This is a genomic window from Rhodococcus sp. MurmanLake-1, from assembly GCF_056945715.1.
In genome coordinates this window covers 313,225-332,234 of record NZ_JBWZNF010000004.1, presented here as the reverse complement: position 1 = coordinate 332,234, position 19,010 = coordinate 313,225, and the positions used below count along the sequence as shown (strand labels likewise).

Annotated in this window: 20 protein-coding genes; 12 read left to right on the top strand and 8 right to left on the bottom strand. The window is 63.2% G+C overall.

Annotation, left to right across the window (positions count from 1 at the left end; genetic code table 11):
- Positions 1-131 precede the first annotated feature (131 nt).
- Positions 132-620, bottom strand: a complete 489-nt coding sequence (locus AC2ETI_RS14435; protein WP_133727505.1) for a hypothetical protein — start codon at positions 618-620, stop codon at positions 132-134.
- A 127-nt stretch (positions 621-747) separates the two neighbouring features.
- On the opposite strand from AC2ETI_RS14435, the gene ctaE reads away from it, so the two are divergent.
- From ctaE to qcrB, 4 genes are all read left to right on the top strand, one after another.
- On the top strand, positions 748-1,359 hold the full coding sequence (gene ctaE / locus AC2ETI_RS14430; protein ID WP_020908101.1) for an aa3-type cytochrome oxidase subunit III: 612 nt from the start codon (positions 748-750) through the stop codon (positions 1,357-1,359).
- A gap of 64 nt (positions 1,360-1,423) precedes the next feature.
- Positions 1,424-2,275: a cytochrome bc1 complex diheme cytochrome c subunit gene (gene qcrC, locus AC2ETI_RS14425; RefSeq protein WP_020908102.1), complete on the top strand. Its 852-nt coding sequence runs from the start codon at positions 1,424-1,426 to the stop codon at positions 2,273-2,275.
- Entirely contained in the window at positions 2,272-3,414 is a 1,143-nt protein-coding gene (qcrA, locus tag AC2ETI_RS14420; protein ID WP_020908103.1) for a cytochrome bc1 complex Rieske iron-sulfur subunit, read from the top strand. The genes qcrC and qcrA overlap by 4 nt, the downstream gene beginning before the upstream one ends.
- Before the next feature lie 59 nt (positions 3,415-3,473).
- Positions 3,474-5,078, top strand: coding sequence for a cytochrome bc1 complex cytochrome b subunit (qcrB, locus tag AC2ETI_RS14415; protein ID WP_044480654.1), 1,605 nt, complete (start codon positions 3,474-3,476; stop codon positions 5,076-5,078).
- A 148-nt stretch (positions 5,079-5,226) separates the two neighbouring features.
- On the opposite strand, the gene AC2ETI_RS14410 is transcribed toward qcrB, so the two are convergent.
- Positions 5,227-5,523, bottom strand: a complete 297-nt coding sequence (locus AC2ETI_RS14410) for an antibiotic biosynthesis monooxygenase family protein (protein ID WP_020908105.1) — start codon at positions 5,521-5,523, stop codon at positions 5,227-5,229.
- Between the two features lie 66 nt (positions 5,524-5,589).
- Between AC2ETI_RS14410 and AC2ETI_RS14405 the strand changes: the two genes are divergently transcribed.
- Positions 5,590-5,979 (top strand): DUF3224 domain-containing protein, encoded by a 390-nt coding sequence (locus tag AC2ETI_RS14405; RefSeq protein WP_020908106.1) that lies wholly within the window; start codon positions 5,590-5,592, stop codon positions 5,977-5,979.
- A 107-nt stretch (positions 5,980-6,086) separates the two neighbouring features.
- Here the strand turns inward: AC2ETI_RS14405 and AC2ETI_RS14400 are convergent, their stop codons facing one another.
- A complete protein-coding gene (locus AC2ETI_RS14400) occupies positions 6,087-6,503 on the bottom strand; it encodes a cytochrome c oxidase subunit 4 (protein WP_003941723.1) in 417 nt (138 codons plus the stop codon).
- A 39-nt stretch (positions 6,504-6,542) separates the two neighbouring features.
- Complete coding sequence (gene ctaC, locus AC2ETI_RS14395; protein ID WP_019748910.1) at positions 6,543-7,607, bottom strand: aa3-type cytochrome oxidase subunit II; 1,065 nt, start codon at positions 7,605-7,607, stop codon at positions 6,543-6,545.
- A 319-nt stretch (positions 7,608-7,926) separates the two neighbouring features.
- Here ctaC and asnB point away from each other — a divergent pair, with 319 nt between their 5' ends.
- Positions 7,927-9,852: an asparagine synthase (glutamine-hydrolyzing) gene (asnB, locus tag AC2ETI_RS14390; RefSeq protein ID WP_019748911.1), complete on the top strand. Its 1,926-nt coding sequence runs from the start codon at positions 7,927-7,929 to the stop codon at positions 9,850-9,852.
- 63 nt (positions 9,853-9,915) lie between these two features.
- Here the strand turns inward: asnB and AC2ETI_RS14385 are convergent, their stop codons facing one another.
- The 3 genes from AC2ETI_RS14385 to AC2ETI_RS14375 form a co-directional block, all read right to left on the bottom strand.
- A complete protein-coding gene (locus tag AC2ETI_RS14385; RefSeq protein ID WP_003941700.1) occupies positions 9,916-10,893 on the bottom strand; it encodes a carbohydrate kinase family protein in 978 nt (325 codons plus the stop codon).
- A gap of 196 nt (positions 10,894-11,089) precedes the next feature.
- A complete protein-coding gene (locus tag AC2ETI_RS14380; RefSeq protein WP_007730053.1) occupies positions 11,090-11,440 on the bottom strand; it encodes a HesB/IscA family protein in 351 nt (116 codons plus the stop codon).
- 149 nt (positions 11,441-11,589) lie between these two features.
- On the bottom strand, positions 11,590-12,657 hold the full coding sequence (locus tag AC2ETI_RS14375; RefSeq protein WP_483634054.1) for a glycerate kinase family protein: 1,068 nt from the start codon (positions 12,655-12,657) through the stop codon (positions 11,590-11,592).
- 134 nt (positions 12,658-12,791) lie between these two features.
- Here AC2ETI_RS14375 and AC2ETI_RS14370 point away from each other — a divergent pair, with 134 nt between their 5' ends.
- From AC2ETI_RS14370 to AC2ETI_RS14345, 6 genes are all read left to right on the top strand, one after another.
- The gene (locus AC2ETI_RS14370) at positions 12,792-13,448 is read left to right on the top strand and encodes a DUF3043 domain-containing protein (protein WP_007730051.1); all 657 of its coding nucleotides are present in this window, start codon (positions 12,792-12,794) and stop codon (positions 13,446-13,448) included.
- A gap of 2 nt (positions 13,449-13,450) precedes the next feature.
- Entirely contained in the window at positions 13,451-14,038 is a 588-nt protein-coding gene (cobU, locus tag AC2ETI_RS14365) for a bifunctional adenosylcobinamide kinase/adenosylcobinamide-phosphate guanylyltransferase (protein WP_069146848.1), read from the top strand.
- A 23-nt stretch (positions 14,039-14,061) separates the two neighbouring features.
- Positions 14,062-15,207 carry a nicotinate-nucleotide--dimethylbenzimidazole phosphoribosyltransferase gene (gene cobT, locus AC2ETI_RS14360; protein WP_046379938.1) on the top strand — a complete coding sequence of 382 codons (1,146 nt, stop codon included), beginning with the start codon at positions 14,062-14,064 and terminating at the stop codon, positions 15,205-15,207.
- 2 nt (positions 15,208-15,209) lie between these two features.
- Positions 15,210-15,977 carry an adenosylcobinamide-GDP ribazoletransferase gene (locus tag AC2ETI_RS14355; protein ID WP_446695827.1) on the top strand — a complete coding sequence of 256 codons (768 nt, stop codon included), beginning with the start codon at positions 15,210-15,212 and terminating at the stop codon, positions 15,975-15,977.
- 9 nt (positions 15,978-15,986) lie between these two features.
- Positions 15,987-16,961, top strand: a complete 975-nt coding sequence (locus tag AC2ETI_RS14350) for a GlxA family transcriptional regulator (protein ID WP_047887995.1) — start codon at positions 15,987-15,989, stop codon at positions 16,959-16,961.
- Between the two features lie 126 nt (positions 16,962-17,087).
- Positions 17,088-17,909, top strand: coding sequence for a dienelactone hydrolase family protein (locus AC2ETI_RS14345; RefSeq protein WP_283309778.1), 822 nt, complete (start codon positions 17,088-17,090; stop codon positions 17,907-17,909).
- Here the strand turns inward: AC2ETI_RS14345 and AC2ETI_RS14340 are convergent.
- The gene (locus AC2ETI_RS14340; RefSeq protein WP_003941766.1) at positions 17,903-19,006 is read right to left on the bottom strand and encodes a branched-chain amino acid aminotransferase; all 1,104 of its coding nucleotides are present in this window, start codon (positions 19,004-19,006) and stop codon (positions 17,903-17,905) included. The two genes, AC2ETI_RS14345 and AC2ETI_RS14340, sit on opposite strands and share 7 nt — an antisense overlap.
- Positions 19,007-19,010 lie beyond the last annotated feature (4 nt).

The following is a 19,010-nucleotide window of genomic DNA, read 5'->3' as shown; positions in this document are numbered from 1 at the left end:
GTCCCCTTGTCGTTCATGTGGGCTGGATTTCGAGCTGTCGTTTCGAGCTGTCGTTTCGTGCTGCCATTTTGTGCTGCCGATGACCCTCGCAGCCTAGTCAGTGAGGTAGCAAGGAAACCGAATAGGGCCGCTCAGGTCTTTCGGCGACCGCGTTTGGGCGTCGCCTCCGCAAGAATCGGGGGCTGGAGCGCGTCCCACCCGGCGACGGAACCACCGAGTCGCTGCGCCAGACCGGCCATTCGTGATCGCTCCTGGGAGCAATGCAGGGCGTCGAGGATTTGGACACGCTCGAAGATGACGCGAAACGAATTCTCGACCGCCTGAGTCACGTCCTCGGGCCGACTCGCGCCTCGCACATATCCGTCCTGAGCGACGATGTTCTCGGCATCGGCAACCGAGTCCTCCGGAAGGTCGAGATGGTGCCGCAGAACCACTTCGGACTCCGCCCGAAACTCCGGCTCGGTGGAGCCGGCACGTTCGAGAGCGGTCGAACTCGCCTCGGCGTCGTCGAAGCCCTCGGCAACGACGACCAGATCCGACCGCCCCGCGTCGAGCGGCGTCGGAATCTTCGTGCCGAAAATTCTCAGGAACCACGGTCTACTCTTGTGTGTAGCTGCCATCGCGCCAGCATATTCCGACCACGCCACCAGCGCGTTCGCCGCCCGATCCCGCGAACTCGAGCCGAGCGACGCGCCGATGGTGGACCCGAGTGGTCGTCTCTTACGACGAAGCGTCATACTTCTGTCTGTGACGAGCGCAGTAGGGACTTCAGGATCGGCAATCACCCAACGCGTGCACTCGCTGAACCGGCCGAATATGGTCAGCGTTGGCACCATCGTGTGGTTGTCAAGTGAGCTCATGTTCTTCGCAGGGCTCTTTGCCATGTACTTCGTGGCACGAGCTCAGGCGAACGGAAATTGGCCGCCGGAGCCAACCGAATTGAACCTGTATCTGGCCGTGCCGGTGACCTTGGTGCTTATCGCATCTTCGTTCACCTGCCAGATGGGTGTCTTCGCGGCTGAGCGTGGCGACGTCTTCGGACTTCGTCGCTGGTACACCATCACCTTGATCATGGGGGCGTTCTTCGTCTCCGGCCAGGGTTACGAGTACTACCACCTTGTGCACGAGGGCACCACGATTTCGAGCAGCGTGTACGGCTCGGTGTTCTACATGACCACCGGCTTCCACGGTCTGCACGTCATCGGCGGTCTCATCGCCTTCGTCTTCTTGATCGCACGTACCCGGGTCAGCAAGTTCACGCCCGCCCAGGCCACCGCCGCGATCGTTGTTTCGTACTACTGGCACTTTGTCGACATCGTGTGGATCGCGCTGTTTGCCACGATTTATTTCATCCGTTAATCAGCTGTACGCCCCAGGCAGCCCCTGACGTCCAGTTCCGTCCCGACATACCAAAGGGATACAGATGAGTTCATCCCCCCCTCCCGCATCCGATAACTCAGCGAATGCCGCGAAGTCGCGTCGCCAGCGGAAAATCCGCCGGCGCGTTACCGGCGCGCTCGTATTGATGATGGGATTGATCAGCGCAGGTTTCCTCGCTTCGGCGTTGACACCAGCTCCGCAGGTTGCGACCGCCAGCGACGATTCAGCAGCCCTGATTCGTGAAGGCAAGCAGCTCTACGACACGTCATGCATCACGTGCCACGGCGCGAACTTGCAGGGCGTGCAGGACCGCGGTCCCAGCCTCATCGGCGTCGGCGAAGCAGCCGTGTACTTCCAGGTCTCCTCTGGTCGTATGCCCGCAGCTCGCAACGAGGCCCAGGCTGCACGCAAGGACCCCAAGTTCGATGCTGCGCAGACCGACGCCCTCGGCGCTTTCATCCAGGCCAACGGCGGCGGCCCGACGCTCATCCGCGACGAGAACGGCGAAATCGCCCAGTCCTCGCTGCGCGGTGGCGACATCGGACGCGGCAGTGAGCTCTTCCGGCTCAACTGCGCGTCGTGCCACAACTTCACCGGCCGCGGTGGCGCACTGTCCTCGGGCAAGTACGCCCCGGTCCTGGATCCGGCCAGCGAGCAGCAGATCTACGCTGCCATGGTTACCGGCCCCCAGAACATGCCGAAGTTCTCGGATCGTCAGCTGACGATCGAGGAGAAGAAGGACATCATCGCCTACGTCAAGTCGTCGGGCGAGTCGAAGGACCCCGGTGGGTACGGGCTCGGTGGCCTCGGTCCGGCCTCTGAGGGTCTCGCCATGTGGGCCGTCGGAATCATCGCTGTCGTCGGTGCAGCATTGTGGATCGGAGCAAGGTCATGAGCGACGCTGGCCAGCATGGCGGCGATACGCCTAAGAAGTACACAGATGAAGAGCTCGACGCGATGTCACGCGACGACCTGGTCAAGCTGGGTACCAATCTCGATGGCGTCGATGTCGTCTACCGCCGTGATCGTTGGTCGGTAAAGGGCACCAGGGCGGAAAAGCGCGCCGAGCGCAACGTCGCCTTCTGGTTCGGCCTCGCCGGCGTTTCGGCGATCGCATTCATCGCGATCTACCTGTTCTGGCCCTGGGAGTATGCAGGCGCCGGTGACGAGAACTACGGCAAGTACAGCCTGTACACCCCGTTGATCGGCTTGACCATGGGTCTGGCGATCCTCGGTGTCGGCATCGGTGCCGTTCAGTTCACCAAGAAGTTCATCCCCGAAGAGGTCTCGATCCAGGACCGCCACGACGGTGGATCCACCGAGGTCGATCGTCGCACGATCGTCGCCGAGCTCGGCGACACCCTCGATACGTCCACCCTCCCCCGCCGCAAGGCCATCAAGCGCAGCTTGATGTTCGGCGGTGGCGCACTCGGCGTCATGATGGTCATGCCTCTCGGCGGACTCATCAAGAACCCGTGGGCCAAGGGCGACGACTCACCCCTGTGGGTGTCCGGCTGGACCCCGAACTACCCGGGCGAGACCATCTACCTGCGTCGTGACACCGGCCGTCCCGAGGACATCGTCCTCGTTCGCCCGGAAGATCTCGATGCCGGTTCGATGGAAACGGTCTTCCCGTTCCGCGAGTCCGACCGTGGCGACGAGCACGCTCTGCTCGCAGCACTGCGCGGCATTCGTAACTCGGTGATGCTCATCCGCCTCCGCACGGAAGACACCGCGCGTGTCACCAAGCGCAAGGGCCAGGAGAGCTTCAACTACGGCGATTACTTCGCGTACTCGAAGATCTGCACCCACCTGGGTTGCCCCACCTCGCTCTACGAACAGCAGAGCAACCGTATTCTGTGCCCCTGCCACCAGTCGCAGTTCGACGCACTGACCTACGGCAAGCCGATCTTCGGTCCCGCTGCTCGCGCACTTCCGCAGTTGCCTATTACAGTGAACGAAGAGGGCTTCCTGGTCGCCGACGGTGACTTCATCGAAGCACTCGGCCCGGCATTTTGGGAGCGTCGACCGTGACCACAACAACAACCAAACCGTCCAAGATCAGCGCGGCAGCGGCTGGACAAGCGGAGGCTATGGACTCCCGCTACCACCTCGCCGCAGGCATGCGCCGGCAGATCAACAAGGTCTTCCCGACGCACTGGTCCTTCATGCTCGGCGAGATCGCGCTCTACAGCTTCGTGATCCTGCTGATCTCCGGTGTGTTCCTGACACTGTTCTTCGATCCGTCGATGGCACACGTCGTCTACCAGGGCGCGTACCAGCCGCTTCGCGGTGTCACGATGTCTCGCGCCTACGAGACGACCCTGAACATCTCCTTCGAGGTGCGCGGCGGTCTCTTCGTTCGCCAGATTCACCACTGGGCTGCACTGATGTTCGCGGCGTCGATCATCGTTCACCTCGCTCGCATCTTCTTCACCGGCGCATTCCGTCGTCCGCGTGAAGCGAACTGGGTCATCGGCTGCCTGCTGCTCATCCTGGCGATGTTCGAAGGCTTCTTCGGTTACACCATCCCCGACGACCTGCTCTCGGGCACCGGCCTCCGCGCCGCCTTCGGTGGTATCACGATGAGTATCCCGATCGTCGGTACCTGGATGCACTGGCTGATCTTCGACGGCGACTTCCCCGGCGACCTCATCATCCCGCGTCTCTACGTCGCTCACGTGCTGCTGTTCCCGGGCATCATCCTGGCTCTGATCGCCGGCCACCTCGCGTTGGTCTGGTACCAGAAGCACACGCAGTTCCCCGGCCCCGGCCGTACGGAACAGAACGTAGTCGGCGTCCGCATCCTCCCGGTCTTCGCAATGAAGGGTGGCGCGTTCTTCGCCATGACCTTCGGCGTGCTCGCACTGCTCGGTGGTCTGTTCCAGATCAACCCCGTGTGGAACATCGGTCCGTACAACCCGTCACAGGTCTCGGCAGGTTCCCAGCCCGATATCTACATGATGTGGACGGACGGCCTTGCTCGACTGTGGCCGGCGTGGGAGATCTACCTGTTCGGCCGCTACACGATCCCCGCTGTGTTCGCCGTCGCCCTGATCATGGGCCTCGTCTTCGCACTGTTGATCGCGTACCCGTGGATCGAGAAGCGTCTCACCGGAGACGACGCTCACCACAACATCCTGCAGCGCCCGCGCGACGTGCCGGTCCGTACCGCTATCGGTGCGATGTCCATCGCGTTCTACCTGGTGCTCACGATCTCCTGCATCAACGACATCATCGCGTACCACCTGCACATCTCGCTGAACGCAATGACGTGGATCGGCCGTATCGGCATGGTCATCCTTCCGCCCATCGCGTACTTCGTGACGTACCGGTTCTGCATCGGCCTGCAGCGCAGTGACCGTGCAGTCCTCGAACACGGCATCGAGACCGGCATCATCAAGCGGATGCCGAACGGTCAGTACATCGAGATCCACCAGCCGCTCGGCCCCGTCGACGAGCACGGACACCCGATCCCGCTCGAGTACCAGGGTGCCGCTGTCCCGAAGAAGATGAACAAGCTCGGCCTCGCCGGCAAGCCCGGTAGCGGTAGCCTCATCACCGCTGACCCAGTCGAGGAGAGCGAGGCTCTCGAAGCCGCTCATCACGAAGCTGAGCACGAGCAGCTTCAGATCCTTCTGGACTACCAGAACCGAACCAACGGCAAGTCCGATGGTTCCAGTGGAGAACTCCACTAAGAACGACAGTTGACGAGTGAGGCCCCGAACCGGATTCCGGTTCGGGGCCTCACTCGTTCTCTGAGCAATTCAGCATGACAACCTCCAGTGGGTCACCACTCCCCCGGTTCGACGTCTGAGCGCCGACAACAGCGAGGACGACGCCTTGCTAGACCTCGAGCACAGTTGAATAGTGCTCCACCGTCGGGAACGGCTCGTAGAAGTGGTGGAGAAGTTCTCGCCACTTCTCGTATCCCGTGGACTGACGGAACCCGATGGTGTGTGACTCCACGTCTTCCCACTCGACGAGCAGGAGATACCGCTCCGGCGATTCCAGGCAGTGCGAGAGTCGCAGCCTGATGAATCCGGGGACCTCGGAGATGATGGTTCGGGCCACATCGAACGCGGCCTCGAATCGCGCTGACTGCGACGGATCGACCTGCAGGACGGCATGTTCGAGGATCATCTACGGAGTGTTGCACGTTCTCGGTAGTCCCCTCGAGGCGTTGCCGCCTGGTGAGATACTCGGACCATGACATCCCATGCACGCGGCACCTTCGAGATCGATCTCCGCCCCGCCGATCCTGAGCTCTCCGGACGCGTCGGGCGCTTCGAGTTCGACAAGACGTTCATCGGCGGCGTCGAGGGCACATCGACCGGACTCATGCTGTCCGCCGGCGATCCGACAACCGGTGAAGCGGGCTACGTCGCTTTGGAGTTTGTCACCGGGCAGGTCGACGAAGCTGTGGGATCGTTCGCACTGCAGCAGTTCGGTCAGATGATCAACGGAACGCAGAAGCTGCTGTACGAGATCGTGCCGGGGTCCGGAACCGGCGAGCTGAAGGGGATCTCAGGCACTCTCGAGCTCGAGATCGTCGACGGTCTGCACCGCTACGACCTCGAATACTCGCTCCACGACTGACAAAGAGCGGTTGGGTAATCGGCACCCTCGTACCGCAACTCGCAGATACGACAACAGAGGCGCCGTACCCGGGTGGGTGCGGCGCCTCTGTTCGAGTGCGGGTGAAACTAGTGCTTCTCAGGTCCGGTGTAGTACTCGAACACCAGGCCTGCGGCTGCGGCGAGCACACAGACAACTGCGACTGCGATGAGCCACGGCTGGAAGTACGCCAGCGACACTGCCGCGAGTGCAGCTGCGGCGGCAAGCAGGATCGGCCAGAAGCTACCCGGGCTGAAGAAGCCCAGTTCTCCTGCACCATCCGAGATTTCTGCGTCGTCGTAGTCCTCGGGACGGGTGTCCAGACGACGGGCAACGAAGCGGAAGTAGGTACCCACGATGAGCGTCAGACCTGCAGACAGGACGATGGCCGTCAGTCCGGCCCACTCGATACCTGTGCGTGACAGAGCGGTGAACACTCCGTAGATGATCGCGACGAGAATGAAGAACATCGTCAGGATCTCGAAGAGCTTGGCTTCGATCTTCATATCAGCACTTGTCCTTGTTCAGTGAAGAGGCTGGCCGGCTCAGTTGCCTGCAGTGGCGACGGTTGCCTGACGGTACTCGCGGTCGGTGTTGAACGGCGTGGTCGACGTAGCCACCGGCGACTGACCGATTGCCTGCAGGGCCTCGGCGGTCGTCAGACCACCCTTGCCCTCCGCGTCACCCTTGCGCAGTTCGATGTACTTGGCGAAGTCCTCGGGCGAAACCGCACGAACCTCGAAGTTCATCATCGCGTGGAACGTGCCACACATTTCTGCACAACGCCCGACGAACGCGCCTTCCTTCTCGATCTCACTGATCTGGAAGATGTTGTCCGAGTGGTTCTCCTTGGGGTTCGGGAGAACGTCGCGCTTGAACAGGAACTCAGGCACCCAGAAAGCGTGGATGACGTCCGAGGAAGCGAGTTCGAACTGGATCCGCTTGCCGGTGGGCAGAACGAGGATCGGGATCTCCTGGCTGGAGCCGACAGTCTCGATCTTGTCGTAGTGCAGGTAGCTCAGGTCCTCGGTGCTGTTGCCGTGGATCGGGCCGGGAACTTCTTCGCCGTGATCGTTGACAGTGGAGCCCTCGGCCTTGGCAGCCTCTTCGGCTTCGACGTCGATGCCGTTGTACTTGGCACTGCCGTCACCGAACTCGATGGAGCGGTAGCCGAACTTCCAGTTCCACTGGAATGCCGTGACGTCTACGACGACGTCAGGGTTGTCCGTCTTGTCCAGAACATGGTTCTGGACGATGACGGTGAAGTAGAAGAGAACCGCGATGATGACGAAGGGAACTGCCGTGTAACCGAGTTCGAGAGGCACGTTGTATGCCGTCTGACGCGGGAATTCCGGCGAGTCCTTCTTCTTGCGGTGGAAGATGACGGCCCAGAAGACCAGCCCCCACACCAGCACACCCATGACGAGGGCGGCTACAACCGACCACGTCCACAGCTCACGCATGCGCGTCGCCTCCGGGGTGATGCCCGAAGGCCACCCGAAACGAAGCACTTCGTTGTCGATGGAGCAACCCGACAGCAGCAAGGCAGCAATGCCCAGAGATACTGCCAGCCCCGCTCGCCGAAGGATCCGACCTTGCGCCACGTTCACGCCTTCCTGATCGCCACAAAATTCAACTAGGGCATGCCCGGAGGGAAGGCCCAATTACTACGCAGCGTAGACCAAAGCCGGGCGCTATCCATCCTCGGGTCCTCGCCCGTGTCGCGGCGGACGTCACACAGCTCTCTCAGGTGCTGCTCAGGAACGGCTCAGGTCGTTTCGGCGACGCACATCACGTCGATTCGTTCCGCCGCGATCGGCAGGGACGTCGATCTGCGGCATACTTTCGACAAGAGTTCGTTGACCTCTCCCCGACACTCGTGTCCGGGAGCCTTCTCTACAAAAATTCTGAATCGAGGAACCGGACGCTGTGTGTGGACTGCTCGGGCTACTGACATCTGGCGGAACCAGCGAGGACGCCGTCTCGCGGGTCGACCAGGCGATGCATTGCCTTCGTCACCGCGGGCCGGACGAACACGGGACGTGGAACGACGACCACCTCGTCTTCGGGTTCAACCGCCTGGCGATCATCGACATCGCTCATTCCCACCAGCCGCTGCGTTGGGGCCCGCCGGAGAACCCGGAGCGTTATGCGCTCACGTTCAACGGCGAGATCTACAACTACCTGGAGATCCGCGCCGAACTGGTCAAGGACCACGACGCCAAGTTCTTCACCGAGGGCGACTCCGAGGCCATCGTCGCTGCATTCCACTACTGGGGTGAGGATGCGGTCCGGCGCCTACGCGGAATGTTCGCGTTCGCGATCTGGGACACCGACACACGCGAGCTGTTCATCGCGCGCGATCCGTTCGGGATCAAGCCGCTGTTCATTGCTACCGGCGCCGGCGGCACCGCGTTCGGCAGTGAGAAGAAGAGCCTGCTCGAACTCACCGATCTGATCGGCATCGGTACCGAGCTGGATCCGCGCGCCATCGAGCACTACACCGTTCTTCAGTACGTCCCGGAGCCGGAAACATTGCACAAGGAGATCCGACGCCTGGAGTCGGGCAGCTTCGCTCGGGTGCGTCCGGGCGAGGAACCCACGTTCACGCGGTACTTCACGCCGAAGTTCCCGGCCAAGCCTTTTGCACCTGGCACCGAGAAGGCGCGCTACCAGGAAATCGCCGAGGCACTCGAGGATTCGGTCGCCAAGCACATGCGCGCCGACGTCACCGTCGGTTCGTTCCTGTCCGGTGGTATCGACTCCACGGCGATCGCGGCGCTGGCGATGCGCCACAACCCCAACCTGATCACCTTCACGACCGGTTTCGAACGTGAGGGCTATTCCGAGGTCGACGTCGCTGCAGAATCTGCCGCGGCGATCGGCGCGAAGCACGTTGTCAAGGTGGTCTCCCCCGCCGAGTTCGCCGCTGCCATTCCCGAGATCGTCTGGTACCTCGACGACCCGGTAGCCGATCCGGCATTGATTCCGCTGTGGTTCATCGCGAAGGAAGCCCGCAAGCACGTCAAGGTCGTGCTGTCCGGCGAGGGTGCCGACGAGCTGTTCGGCGGCTACACGATTTACCGTGAGCCGTTGTCGCTCAAGCCTTTCGAGTACCTCCCCAAGGGATTGCGTCGGGCTGCGGGCAAGTTGTCCGAACGCATCCCGGACGGTACTCGCGGCAAGAGTCTGCTCAATCGCGGTTCGTTGACCCTCGAGGAGCGCTACTACGGCAATGCTCGTAGCTTCAACGACGCTCAGCTCCGCGCCGTCCTTCGCGATTTCCGCCCCGAGTGGACTCACCAGGACGTCACCGCGCCGATCTACGCGCAGTCACGGGACTGGGATCCGGTTGCCCGGATGCAGCATCTCGACCTGTTCACCTGGCTGCGCGGCGACATCCTCGTCAAGGCCGACAAGATGACGATGGCCAACTCGCTGGAACTGCGTGTGCCGTTCCTCGATCCCGAGGTCTTCGACGTAGCGTCACGCGTGCCGCTCGATCAGAAGATCACGAAGGACACAACCAAGTATGCACTGCGTCAGGCCCTGGAAGGCATTGTGCCGCACCATGTTCTGCACCGTGCGAAGCTCGGATTCCCGGTTCCCCTGCGCCATTGGCTGCGCGGCACCGAACTCTTCGACTGGGCACATCTGCAGATCGAGGAGTCGGGTACCGACCACATCTTCGACAAGCAGGCCGTCGTGAAGATGCTCAACGATCACCGCGAGGGCGTGTCCGACCACAGCCGACGCCTGTGGACCGTGCTGACGTTCATGGTCTGGCACGGGATCTTCGTGGAGAAGCGCATCGTGCCGCAGATCCAGGAACCGGTGTACCCGGTCAACATCTAGGCCTTCGGCCCCGTGAGTGGTCAGGGAGTCTCCGGACTCCTCAACCACTCACGGGGCGGAGCCCTACTTCGGCAGGATCGTCGCGATCTCGTCCGCAGCCGCACTGCCGTATGCGTCGGTAAGGCGCTTGAGGGCCTCGTCGCGATTGAACACCCACTCCTGCGTTCCCACGGTCTCGAGGATCAGCACAGCGACCAAAGATCCCAGCTGTGCGGCGCGCTCGAAGCTCAGGCCAGCGCCGTGTGCGAGCAGGAACCCGGCGCGGAAGCCGTCGCCAACGCCCGTCGGATCCACCTTGCCGGTCTCGGGCACTACGTCGACTCGCACCCAATTACCTTCGGCGTCAACAATTTCCACACCCTTGGAGCCGAGGGTGGTGACACGGATGCCGACCTGCGCGCGGATCTCTTCCTCGCTCAGACCAGTCTTCTGCTGAAGCAGACCCCACTCGTACTCGTTGGTGAACAAGTACTTCGCACCGTGGATGAGCGCCTTGGCCTCGTCACCGGACAGGCGAGCAAGCTGCTGCGACGGATCCGCTGCGAACGGGATTCCGAGCAGACGGCATTCGTCGGTATGGCGAACCATGGCCTCGGGGTCGTTGGCGCCGATCAGCACCAGCTCGACTGCGCCCGCAGTCTTGGCCACTGCCGCGAGTTCGATCTCGCGGGCCTCGCTCATCGCACCGGGGTAGAACGACGCGATCTGCGCCATGTCCTCGTCGGTGGTGCACACGAAACGCGCCGTATGTGCCTTGTCCGAGATACGGACCGCGCTGCAGTCGACGCCGTTGTCCTCGAGCCACGTGCGGTATTCGGCGAAGTCGGCACCGACTGCGCCGACGAGTAGCGGGGACCCACCGAGCACGCCCATGGCGTAAGCGATGTTGCCGCCGACACCACCGCGGCGAATCACGAGATCGTCCACCAGGAAACTCAGCGAAACGTGGGCGAGCTGATCGGCGAGGAGCTGATCGGCGAAGCGGCCGGGGAAGCGCATCAAGTGGTCGGTGGCGATGGAACCGGTTACCGCAATAGTCACGGATCGTGGCCTTTCAGCGAAGTGAGTACAAGAATGAAAGAGGAGCAAAAGTTCACGTTACCGCCCGTAGCGCCGGTATCGGCGCCCGAGCCGTGAGATCGGAACCGTCTGCAGGCGAGTCACCACAAACAACTGACGCGAAACCGAATGTCGGTTCCGCGTCAGTTGTTTGTGAATTGAGTTGTGATCGACAGACTCAGTTGAACGAGTCACCGCAGGCGCAGGAGCCTGTTGCATTGGGGTTGTCGATCGAGAAGCCCTGCTGCTCGATGGTGTCGAGGAAGTCGATGGACGCACCTTCGACGTAGGGTGCGCTCATCCGGTCGACAACCAGGTTGACGCCGTTGAAGTCGACGGTGAGGTCACCGTCGAGCGTGCGGTCGTCGAAGAACAGCTGGTACTTCAGTCCGGCACAGCCGCCGGGCTGCACTGCGATACGCAGCGCGAGGTCGTCGCGACCCTCCTGATCGAAGAGTGCCTTCGCCTTGGCGGATGCGGCCTCGGTCATCTTGACGCCGTGGGTGGCGGTCTCGTTCTGCACAGTCATGGGCTCTCCCTAATGTTCGTACCAACCCGTGAACGCTTCAACGGTACGCCGCTGCCGACTTATTCCCGCCAGTCCTTACCGGGTGCGATTCGTCTTCATCCTATCCGGTCTTCCCGACACGGCAACGGCGCGTCGACGCTTGTTGATCCTCAGCTCCGGGCGCCGCGCCAGATGTTCCACTCCCGTGCCGTGTGTTCGGCGAGTCCCTCGAGACACGCCGACGCTTCCTCCATCGCACGTTCCACCGACCCGGCGAACTCCGTCACCGATTTCGTCGCGACTATCGAGGTCGACGCAAAGTCCGCCGCGTCGAGCGTCACCTGACCGGCAAAGGCGAGCGTCGGAACTCCGTGCGCCGCCCCGGCCGAAGCAAGCGTCGTGACGAGTTTGCCGCGCAGAGATTGGTGGTCGAACTTGCCTTCACCCGTGATCACCAGGTCAGCGGAAGCCAATAGCGCCGCCTGGCCGGTGCGATCGGCAACGACGTCGGCCCCCGATCGCCGCTGTGCACCGAGGGCGAACAGCGCAGCACCGATACCACCCGCGGCGCCGGCACCCGGAAAATCCGAGACTCGTTTTCCGGTTGCGGACTCCAACTGTTCGGCCCATCTCGCGTTTCTCGCTTCGAGGACAGAGACGGCATCGGCATCGGCGCCCTTTTGCGGGCCGAACACCGCTGCCGCACCGTGCTCGCCGAGAAGTACGTGTTCGACGTCGGTAGCCGCGACCAACGCAATGCCCGCCGTAGCCGCCCTTGCGGCCTCCAGACCGCCCAGCGCCTCCACCAGTCCACGCCCCCCGTCGGTGCAGCAACTCCCACCGAGTCCGACGACAATCGTCTTCACGCCTGCCTCGAGCGCGACAGCGATCAGTTCTCCGACACCGCGACTGTGCGCGGCGAGTGCGGTGTCTCGTGTCGGCGGACCTCCGAGCAGACCGAGCCCGACAGCCTCGGCGGACTCGATGTACGCCGTGTCCGAATCCAACAGCCACGCGGCGTCGACGCCAGCGGTCAGTGGCCCAGGCACCCGTGCGGTCCGGATGTCGCCCCCAGCCGTGGCCAAGACGTCGACGAAACCCGGACCACCGTCGGATTGGGGCGCGGTGACGACGTCGTCTTCGGGTCGGCCACGTCGCCAACCGGCAGAAATGGACTCAGCCGCCTCGACGGCCGTCAACGTCTCACCAAACGAATCTGGAGCAACTATTACCCGCATAGCGGAAGTCTAAGAGTCCCGAATGACCCCGATGTTTCACGATCTCGCGCGTTTCAGTGCCTCGGGCGATCGGGTTTTTCAGAAAGACCGAGGTCGGTTTCCCAGACCGTGCACTTATCCAATAGCCTGGAGGTGTGAAATTGCTACGCCGCGGTGACTCAGACAACTCCGACAAACGTGACGTCGAGGGCACTGAGGCATCCTCGGCCTCCGAAGAGGCGCCCATCGAGCAGGTGGGCAAGGGCCGCCCCACACCCAAGCGTCGTGACGCCGAGGCGAAGAGGCGTGGCCCCGTTGCCCCTGCCCCGCTGACCGCGAAGGAAGCCCGCGCCCGCCGTAAGGCGACCCGCGGCTCCAAGGAGGACCGCAAGGCCGAAGCCGCCGAGCGTCGCGCATCGTCGGCAGACCGCCGCGCCCGCATGCTCGCCGGCGAGGACAAGTACCTGCTCCCCCGCGACAAGGGACCGGTTCGCGCCTACGTCCGTGATTTCATCGACGCTCGCCGCAACCTCGTCGGGCTGTTCATGCCGCTCGCATTGATCCTCATCATGACGATGTTCGTCACGCCCGCGCTCCAGCAGATCGTCACGCTGGCAATGCTCGTGATGATGCTCTTCATGGTCGGTGAAGGCATCTGGCTCGGTCGCATGATCAACAACCGCGTCGCCGAGCGCTTCCCCGACAGCACCGACGGCGGATTCAAGCTCGGCTGGTACGCGTTCGTTCGCGCGTCGCAGATCCGTAAGCTGCGCGCACCGAAGCCTCGTGTGGGGCCGGGCGACGCAATCTGAGCGTGACGAACACGTATAGAACTTTGGTCCTCGGCGGCGCGCGGTCTGGTAAGTCCGCGCACGCCGAGGATTTGGTTTGTGCAGGCCACTTACCCGAAAGTTCGGCACCGATCCGGTACCTGGCGACAGCCAGACGTGATGTCTCCGACGCAGACTGGGAAAGCCGGATCGACCAGCACCGCAACAGACGGCCTTCTCATTGGTCGACTGTCGAAACCGCAGCTGCCGGTGACCTCGCGGCGCAGCTCGAAAGCGATTCACACACAGCGACGTTGGTCGACGATCTGGGAACGTGGCTGACCACTGAACTCGATCGGCAAGGCGCCTGGGACGCTCCGCGCGGCACCATCACTCCCGCTGCGGACAGCCTGGTCGCCAGTGTCGAGAACTATCGCGGACACCTGGTGCTGGTCAGCCCCGAAGTGGGTTTGGCCGTCATCCCCGAGACGCGGTCGGGACGATTGTTCCGCGACGAGATCGGCACTCTCAACGCTCGTATCGCCGCGGTGTGCGATCGTGTCGTACTAGTGGTTGCAGGGTTACCGCTCATCTTGAAAGATACTGCTGCACAACCGGAAGGCACGATGTGAGTACCGAGGCCAATCCAGGGCCCATTTCAGGGGCGAATCCAGATGCCAACCCTGACGTCGCGCCAGTCAGTAGCGCCGACTTCGAACCCGTCACCCCGCCCGACCGCGAGGTGCGGGCACAGGCCGACGCGCGTCAGCGTGATCTGACCAAGCCGGCCGGTTCGCTGGGCCGGCTGGAGGCTCTCGCCGGTTGGGCATCAGCCTGCCAAGGAGTTTGTCCCCCACACGCTTTCGCTCGGCCTCGCGTCGTCGTCTTCGCGGGTGATCACGGAATCGCCCGCAACGGCGTCTCCGCCTATCCGCCGGAAGTGACCGCACAGATGGTCGCCAACTTCCTCGGGGGCGGCGCGGCAGTCAACGTCCTCGCCGAGGTTGCCGGCGCCACGGTACGCGTCGTCGACATCGCAGTGGACGGCGATACCGATCCGTCCGTCGCGAACTACAAGGTGCGCAGGTCTTCCGGGTCCATCGACCGCGAAGACGCCATGTCGAACGAGGAAACCCTTCAGGCCATCGCCGCCGGCCGAGCGATCGCGGACGAAGAAATCGACGGGGGCGCAGATCTTCTCATCGCCGGTGACATGGGCATCGGCAACACGACACCCGCAACTGTTCTCATCGCAGCCCTGACGGACAGTGAACCCGTCGCGGTCGTGGGTCGAGGTACCGGTATCGACGACGCCGGGTGGATCCGCAAGACCGCAGCGATTCGCGACGCTCTCCGTCGCGCCCGTCCGCACGTTCGCGACACAGTCGCGCTGCTACGCACGTCTTCGGGTGCCGACCTCGCCGCGATGGCCGGCTTTCTGGCCCAGGCAGCTTCGCGTCGTACGCCGGTGATCCTCGACGGCGTAGTGGTCACCGCAGCCGCCATGGTTGCCGACGAACTGGCTTTCGGCGCACGTGAATGGTGGGTCGCCGGACACCGCTCCACCGAACCCGCCCACACCATCGCATTGACCCGAATGGGTCTCGACCCGATCGTCGAGTTCGACATGCGTCTCGGTGAAGGTTCAGGTGCAGTCACAGCGCTCCCAATTCTTCAGGGCGCAGTGGCAATCCTGGGCAAGATGGCGACATTCTCCGAAGCCGGTGTCAGCACTCAGGGCAGCGCACCTGCCGACGAACCGGAGTCGATCGACCTGACCAAGACCGATACGGCGGAGTGAGCATGGCGGGCCCGCTGTCCGGAGTGCCTCTGGCCTTCTCGTGGCTGACGGTCCTTCCGGTTCGTGGTCCCTCCGACATCGACCGAACTGCCGGTCGTCGCGCCATCGCGGCAGCTCCGCTCACCGGGATCGCACTCGGCATTGCCGCGACGTTTCTGCTTTGGGGCACAACCAGTATCGGCCTGAATCCCTATCTCGCAGGCTTGCTGACGGTCGGTGCGCTCGCTCTCGGGACACGCGGGATGCACGTGGACGGACTGGCAGACTCCGTCGACGGACTGGGTTGTTACGGTCCACCGGAGCGCGCCCGCGAGGTCATGCACAGCGGCGGTGCCGGACCGTTCGGGGTCGCGGCACTGTTCATCTTCCTTGGGCTGCAATCGGTCTCCTTCGGCGTCCTCGCTGTTGCCGACTCCCCCACGCAGTGGATCGCCGTTCTCGTATCTGTCGCTGCGGGTCGTGTGGCCGTCGTTTTTGCCTGCCGCCGAGGTATTCTCGCGTCTGGCCCGAACGGATTCGGTGCGCTCGTCGCCGATTCACAACCGCTCTGGGCCGCAATCGTATGGTCGGTTCCGCTGATCGCCACTTCCGCCTTTGCCACCGACCGGTGGTGGCTCGGCCCTCTCGTGACCGCGTCGGCGCTACTGATCAGTGTGCTGTGCGTGCGTCACTGCGTCCGTAGATTCGGTGGACTCAACGGAGACGTTCTCGGATTCGCGCTCGAACTCACTGTGACGCTTACGGCCGTCGGCCTCACTCTCGGACTGTGATCCGACGTCGTGCGAGTAGGTGTCCTTGCGTACGAAGGTTGCCTGGCGGCCGAAATCTTCGTTTTCACCGACCTTCTCCTGATCGCGAATCGGGTCGCTGATGGAGCGTCCGCCGACCCCTTCGAGGTATCGGTCATCGCAGCGTCGGGCACGCCCGTAGTTGCGGCAGGTGGATTTTCGCTCGGGGTACAGGAGGGGCATCACGACATCGATCACCTGGTTGTGCCGGGGTTCGACCTCGTGCCGTCCGAAGACCCTACGACGCGTTTGTCGCTGTGGGACAGAGAAATCGAGTTCATCCGTGCGTGCGAGGCGCGCGGCGTTCGGGTGTCGTCGGTCTGCGTCGGCGCGTATCTGCTGGGCGAGGCGGGACTGCTCGACGGACGCCGATGTACGACGTCGTGGCTGTACGGTGCGGACCTCGCGAGTCGTTACCCCGGTGCGACGGTTCGAACCGACTCGTTGATCGTCCAGGACGCCGGCGTCACCACCACTGCGGCGTTCACTGCCGCGCTCGACCTCGCAACAGCACTCGTGCGCGAGCATCTCGGCGACAATATTGCGCGAACGACTGCGAGAATTACTCTGGCGCCGGAAAATCGAACCAGTCAATCTCCGTACATCGTCGACTCGATGCTGCCCGTCAATCACACACAGTTCGCCGACGACGTCGGAAGTTGGTTGGTCGAACGGATGGCGGAGCCTTACGACTTGAATCTGCTGTCGGATGCTTTTCACCTCAGCACCCGAACCATGCTTCGGAAGTTCAAGGACGAGACCGGGGAATCGCCGCGCAGTTATCTGCAGCGTGCACGGATCCGAAAAGCGAAACGGTTGTTGGAATCGACCGACTGGTCTCTCGGAAAGATCCTGGGGCACATCGGCTATCAGGATCCTGGAACCTTCCGTCGCCTGTTCACCGACCGCGTCGGCATCAGCCCGGCCGACTATCGAAAGCGATTCCGCAAAGGCGGCGCCGGATAGGCCGTGCGTGGCGAGCCCGCCCGAAAACGTGGCGAACCGCCCTCTTCTGTAGTTGATCCCGCGCCGAAAGACTGTGCGGAGGAATTGTTTCGACTACTGAGAGGGCTCACCGTGCCGAACCGGAGCATGACCGAAGACGATCCGCTCGAAGACTTCGACCGTCGAACGATCACCATCGACGCAGTGGCGAAGTCCGTGTACGTGGCCGGCGCCGGTCCCGCAGTTATCGTCATGCCGGAGATGCCGGGCATCAGCCCGCATGTAGCGCGATTCGCCCGCTGGGTGCGCGACGCCGGTTTCACTGTCTTCGTTCCGTCACTGTTCGGGCGCGCCGGAGCGGTCCCCACAGTGGACGAGGGGCTGACGGTGTTCAAGAGAGCCTGCGTCAGTGCGGAGTTCCGCGCCCTCGCTGTCGACGAACCGAGTCCGGCGGTCCGTTGGCTGCGTGCACTCGCCACTTCGGCGCATGAGGAGTGCGGCGGTCCTGGCGTTGGCGTGATCGGGATGTGCTTCACCGGCAACTTCGCGTTGTCGATGATGCTCGAACCCTCGGTCATCGCGCCGGTTCTCGCCCAACCGTCGTTACCGCTCGACCGACCGGACGAAACCGACAGCGGGCCCGAAGAACTCGAAGCCGTGCGCTCGAGACTCGAGGCCGAAGACCTCACGGTGCTTGCATACCGGTTTCAAGGTGACCCGTTCTGCCGCGCACAGCGATTCGCGGCCTACTCGAAGGCCATGGGCGAGCGCTTCGTCGGAAAGGTGCTGCCCGACGAAGCGGCCAACGCGACAACGTCACCGTTCTTCGAACACGTCATTGCCAATCCACACAGCGTGGTGACGGCTCATCTCGTCGACGAGGCGGGATCGCCCACCACCGTCGCTCGAGACGAGATTCTGCAGTTCTTCCGCGAGCGGTTGCTCGCGGAACGAACCAGCGATCAGTGAAGCTTGGTCATCCAACCGTGGGTGTCGGCGAAGGTGCCGCGCTGAATGCCCGTGAGGGTGTCGCGCAGTGCCATCGTCACTTCACCCGGCTCGCCGTCGGCGATGGTGAACTCGCCCTCGGCGGACTTGACGCGTCCGACGGGGGTGATGACTGCTGCTGTGCCGCAAGCGAAGACCTCGGTGATTTCACCGCTCTTGCACTTGGTGCGCCATTCGTCGGTGCTGATCTTGCGCTCCTCGACGGCGAAACCGGAATCGGCGGCAAGGGCGAGCAACGAGTTGCGCGTGATGCCCGGCAGCAACGAACCGGACAGCGACGGCGTCACGAGGCGAGCGTCGGGGCCGGAGCCGAAGACGAAGAACAGGTTCATTCCACCCATTTCCTCGACGTACGTGCGCTCGATGGCGTCGAGCCAGACCACCTGGTCGCAACCCTCGTCGGCAGCTTGCGCCTGGGCGAGGAGCGAAGCGGCGTAGTTGCCGGCGAACTTGGCCGCGCCGGTACCGCCAGGGGCCGCGCGAACGTATTCGGTGGACAGCCACACACTGACCGGCTTGACGCCGCGCGGGAAGTACGCACCGGCGGGTGAGGCGATCAGCAGGTAGCGGTACTCGTCGGCGGGACGGACACCGAGTCCGGCTTCGGTGGAGAACATGAACGGACGGAGGTAGAGCGCGTCCTCGCCACCGGCTGCGGGAACCCAGTCGAGATCGACGTCGATCAGTTCGGTGATGGAATCGATGAACATCTGCGACGGGAGCTCCGGCATGGCCAGACGGCGCGCAGATGCTGCGAAACGCTCGGCGTTGGCCTCGACGCGGAACGAGCTGATCTCGCCACCCGGCTGACGGTATGCCTTGAGGCCCTCGAAGATGGCCTGTCCGTAATGCAAAACCATTGCGGCCGGATCGAGCTCGATGTTTCCGTACGGCAACACCTGGGCGTCGTGCCAGCCCTTGCCCGCGGTGTAGTCGATCGAGACCATGTGGTCGGTGAAGTGCCGCCCGAAGCCGGGCGCCGCCAAAATGTCACGGCGCTCGGCGTCGGACTTCGGGGACGAGCTCTGAACACGAACGAAATCGGCGGCACCTGTCATGGGC

Excerpts from the sequence above, each read along its gene's own strand:
- qcrB (WP_044480654.1), top strand. The coding sequence starts at position 3,474 with ATGGACTCCCGCTACCACCTCGCCGCAGGCATGCGCCGGCAGATCAAC.
- AC2ETI_RS14410 (WP_020908105.1), bottom strand. The coding sequence starts at position 5,523 with ATGATCCTCGAACATGCCGTCCTGCAGGTCGATCCGTCGCAGTCAGCG.
- AC2ETI_RS14405 (WP_020908106.1), top strand. The coding sequence starts at position 5,590 with ATGACATCCCATGCACGCGGCACCTTCGAGATCGATCTCCGCCCCGCC.
- AC2ETI_RS14400 (WP_003941723.1), bottom strand. The coding sequence starts at position 6,503 with ATGAAGATCGAAGCCAAGCTCTTCGAGATCCTGACGATGTTCTTCATT.
- AC2ETI_RS14375 (WP_483634054.1), bottom strand. The coding sequence starts at position 12,657 with ATGCGGGTAATAGTTGCTCCAGATTCGTTTGGTGAGACGTTGACGGCC.
- qcrA (WP_020908103.1), top strand. The coding sequence starts at position 2,272 with ATGAGCGACGCTGGCCAGCATGGCGGCGATACGCCTAAGAAGTACACA.
- qcrC (WP_020908102.1), top strand. The coding sequence starts at position 1,424 with ATGAGTTCATCCCCCCCTCCCGCATCCGATAACTCAGCGAATGCCGCG.
- AC2ETI_RS14435 (WP_133727505.1), bottom strand. The coding sequence starts at position 620 with ATGGCAGCTACACACAAGAGTAGACCGTGGTTCCTGAGAATTTTCGGC.
- AC2ETI_RS14355 (WP_446695827.1), top strand. The coding sequence starts at position 15,210 with ATGGCGGGCCCGCTGTCCGGAGTGCCTCTGGCCTTCTCGTGGCTGACG.
- AC2ETI_RS14340 (WP_003941766.1), bottom strand. The coding sequence starts at position 19,006 with ATGACAGGTGCCGCCGATTTCGTTCGTGTTCAGAGCTCGTCCCCGAAG.
- AC2ETI_RS14345 (WP_283309778.1), top strand. The coding sequence starts at position 17,088 with ATGACCGAAGACGATCCGCTCGAAGACTTCGACCGTCGAACGATCACC.
- AC2ETI_RS14380 (WP_007730053.1), bottom strand. The coding sequence starts at position 11,440 with ATGACTGTGCAGAACGAGACCGCCACCCACGGCGTCAAGATGACCGAG.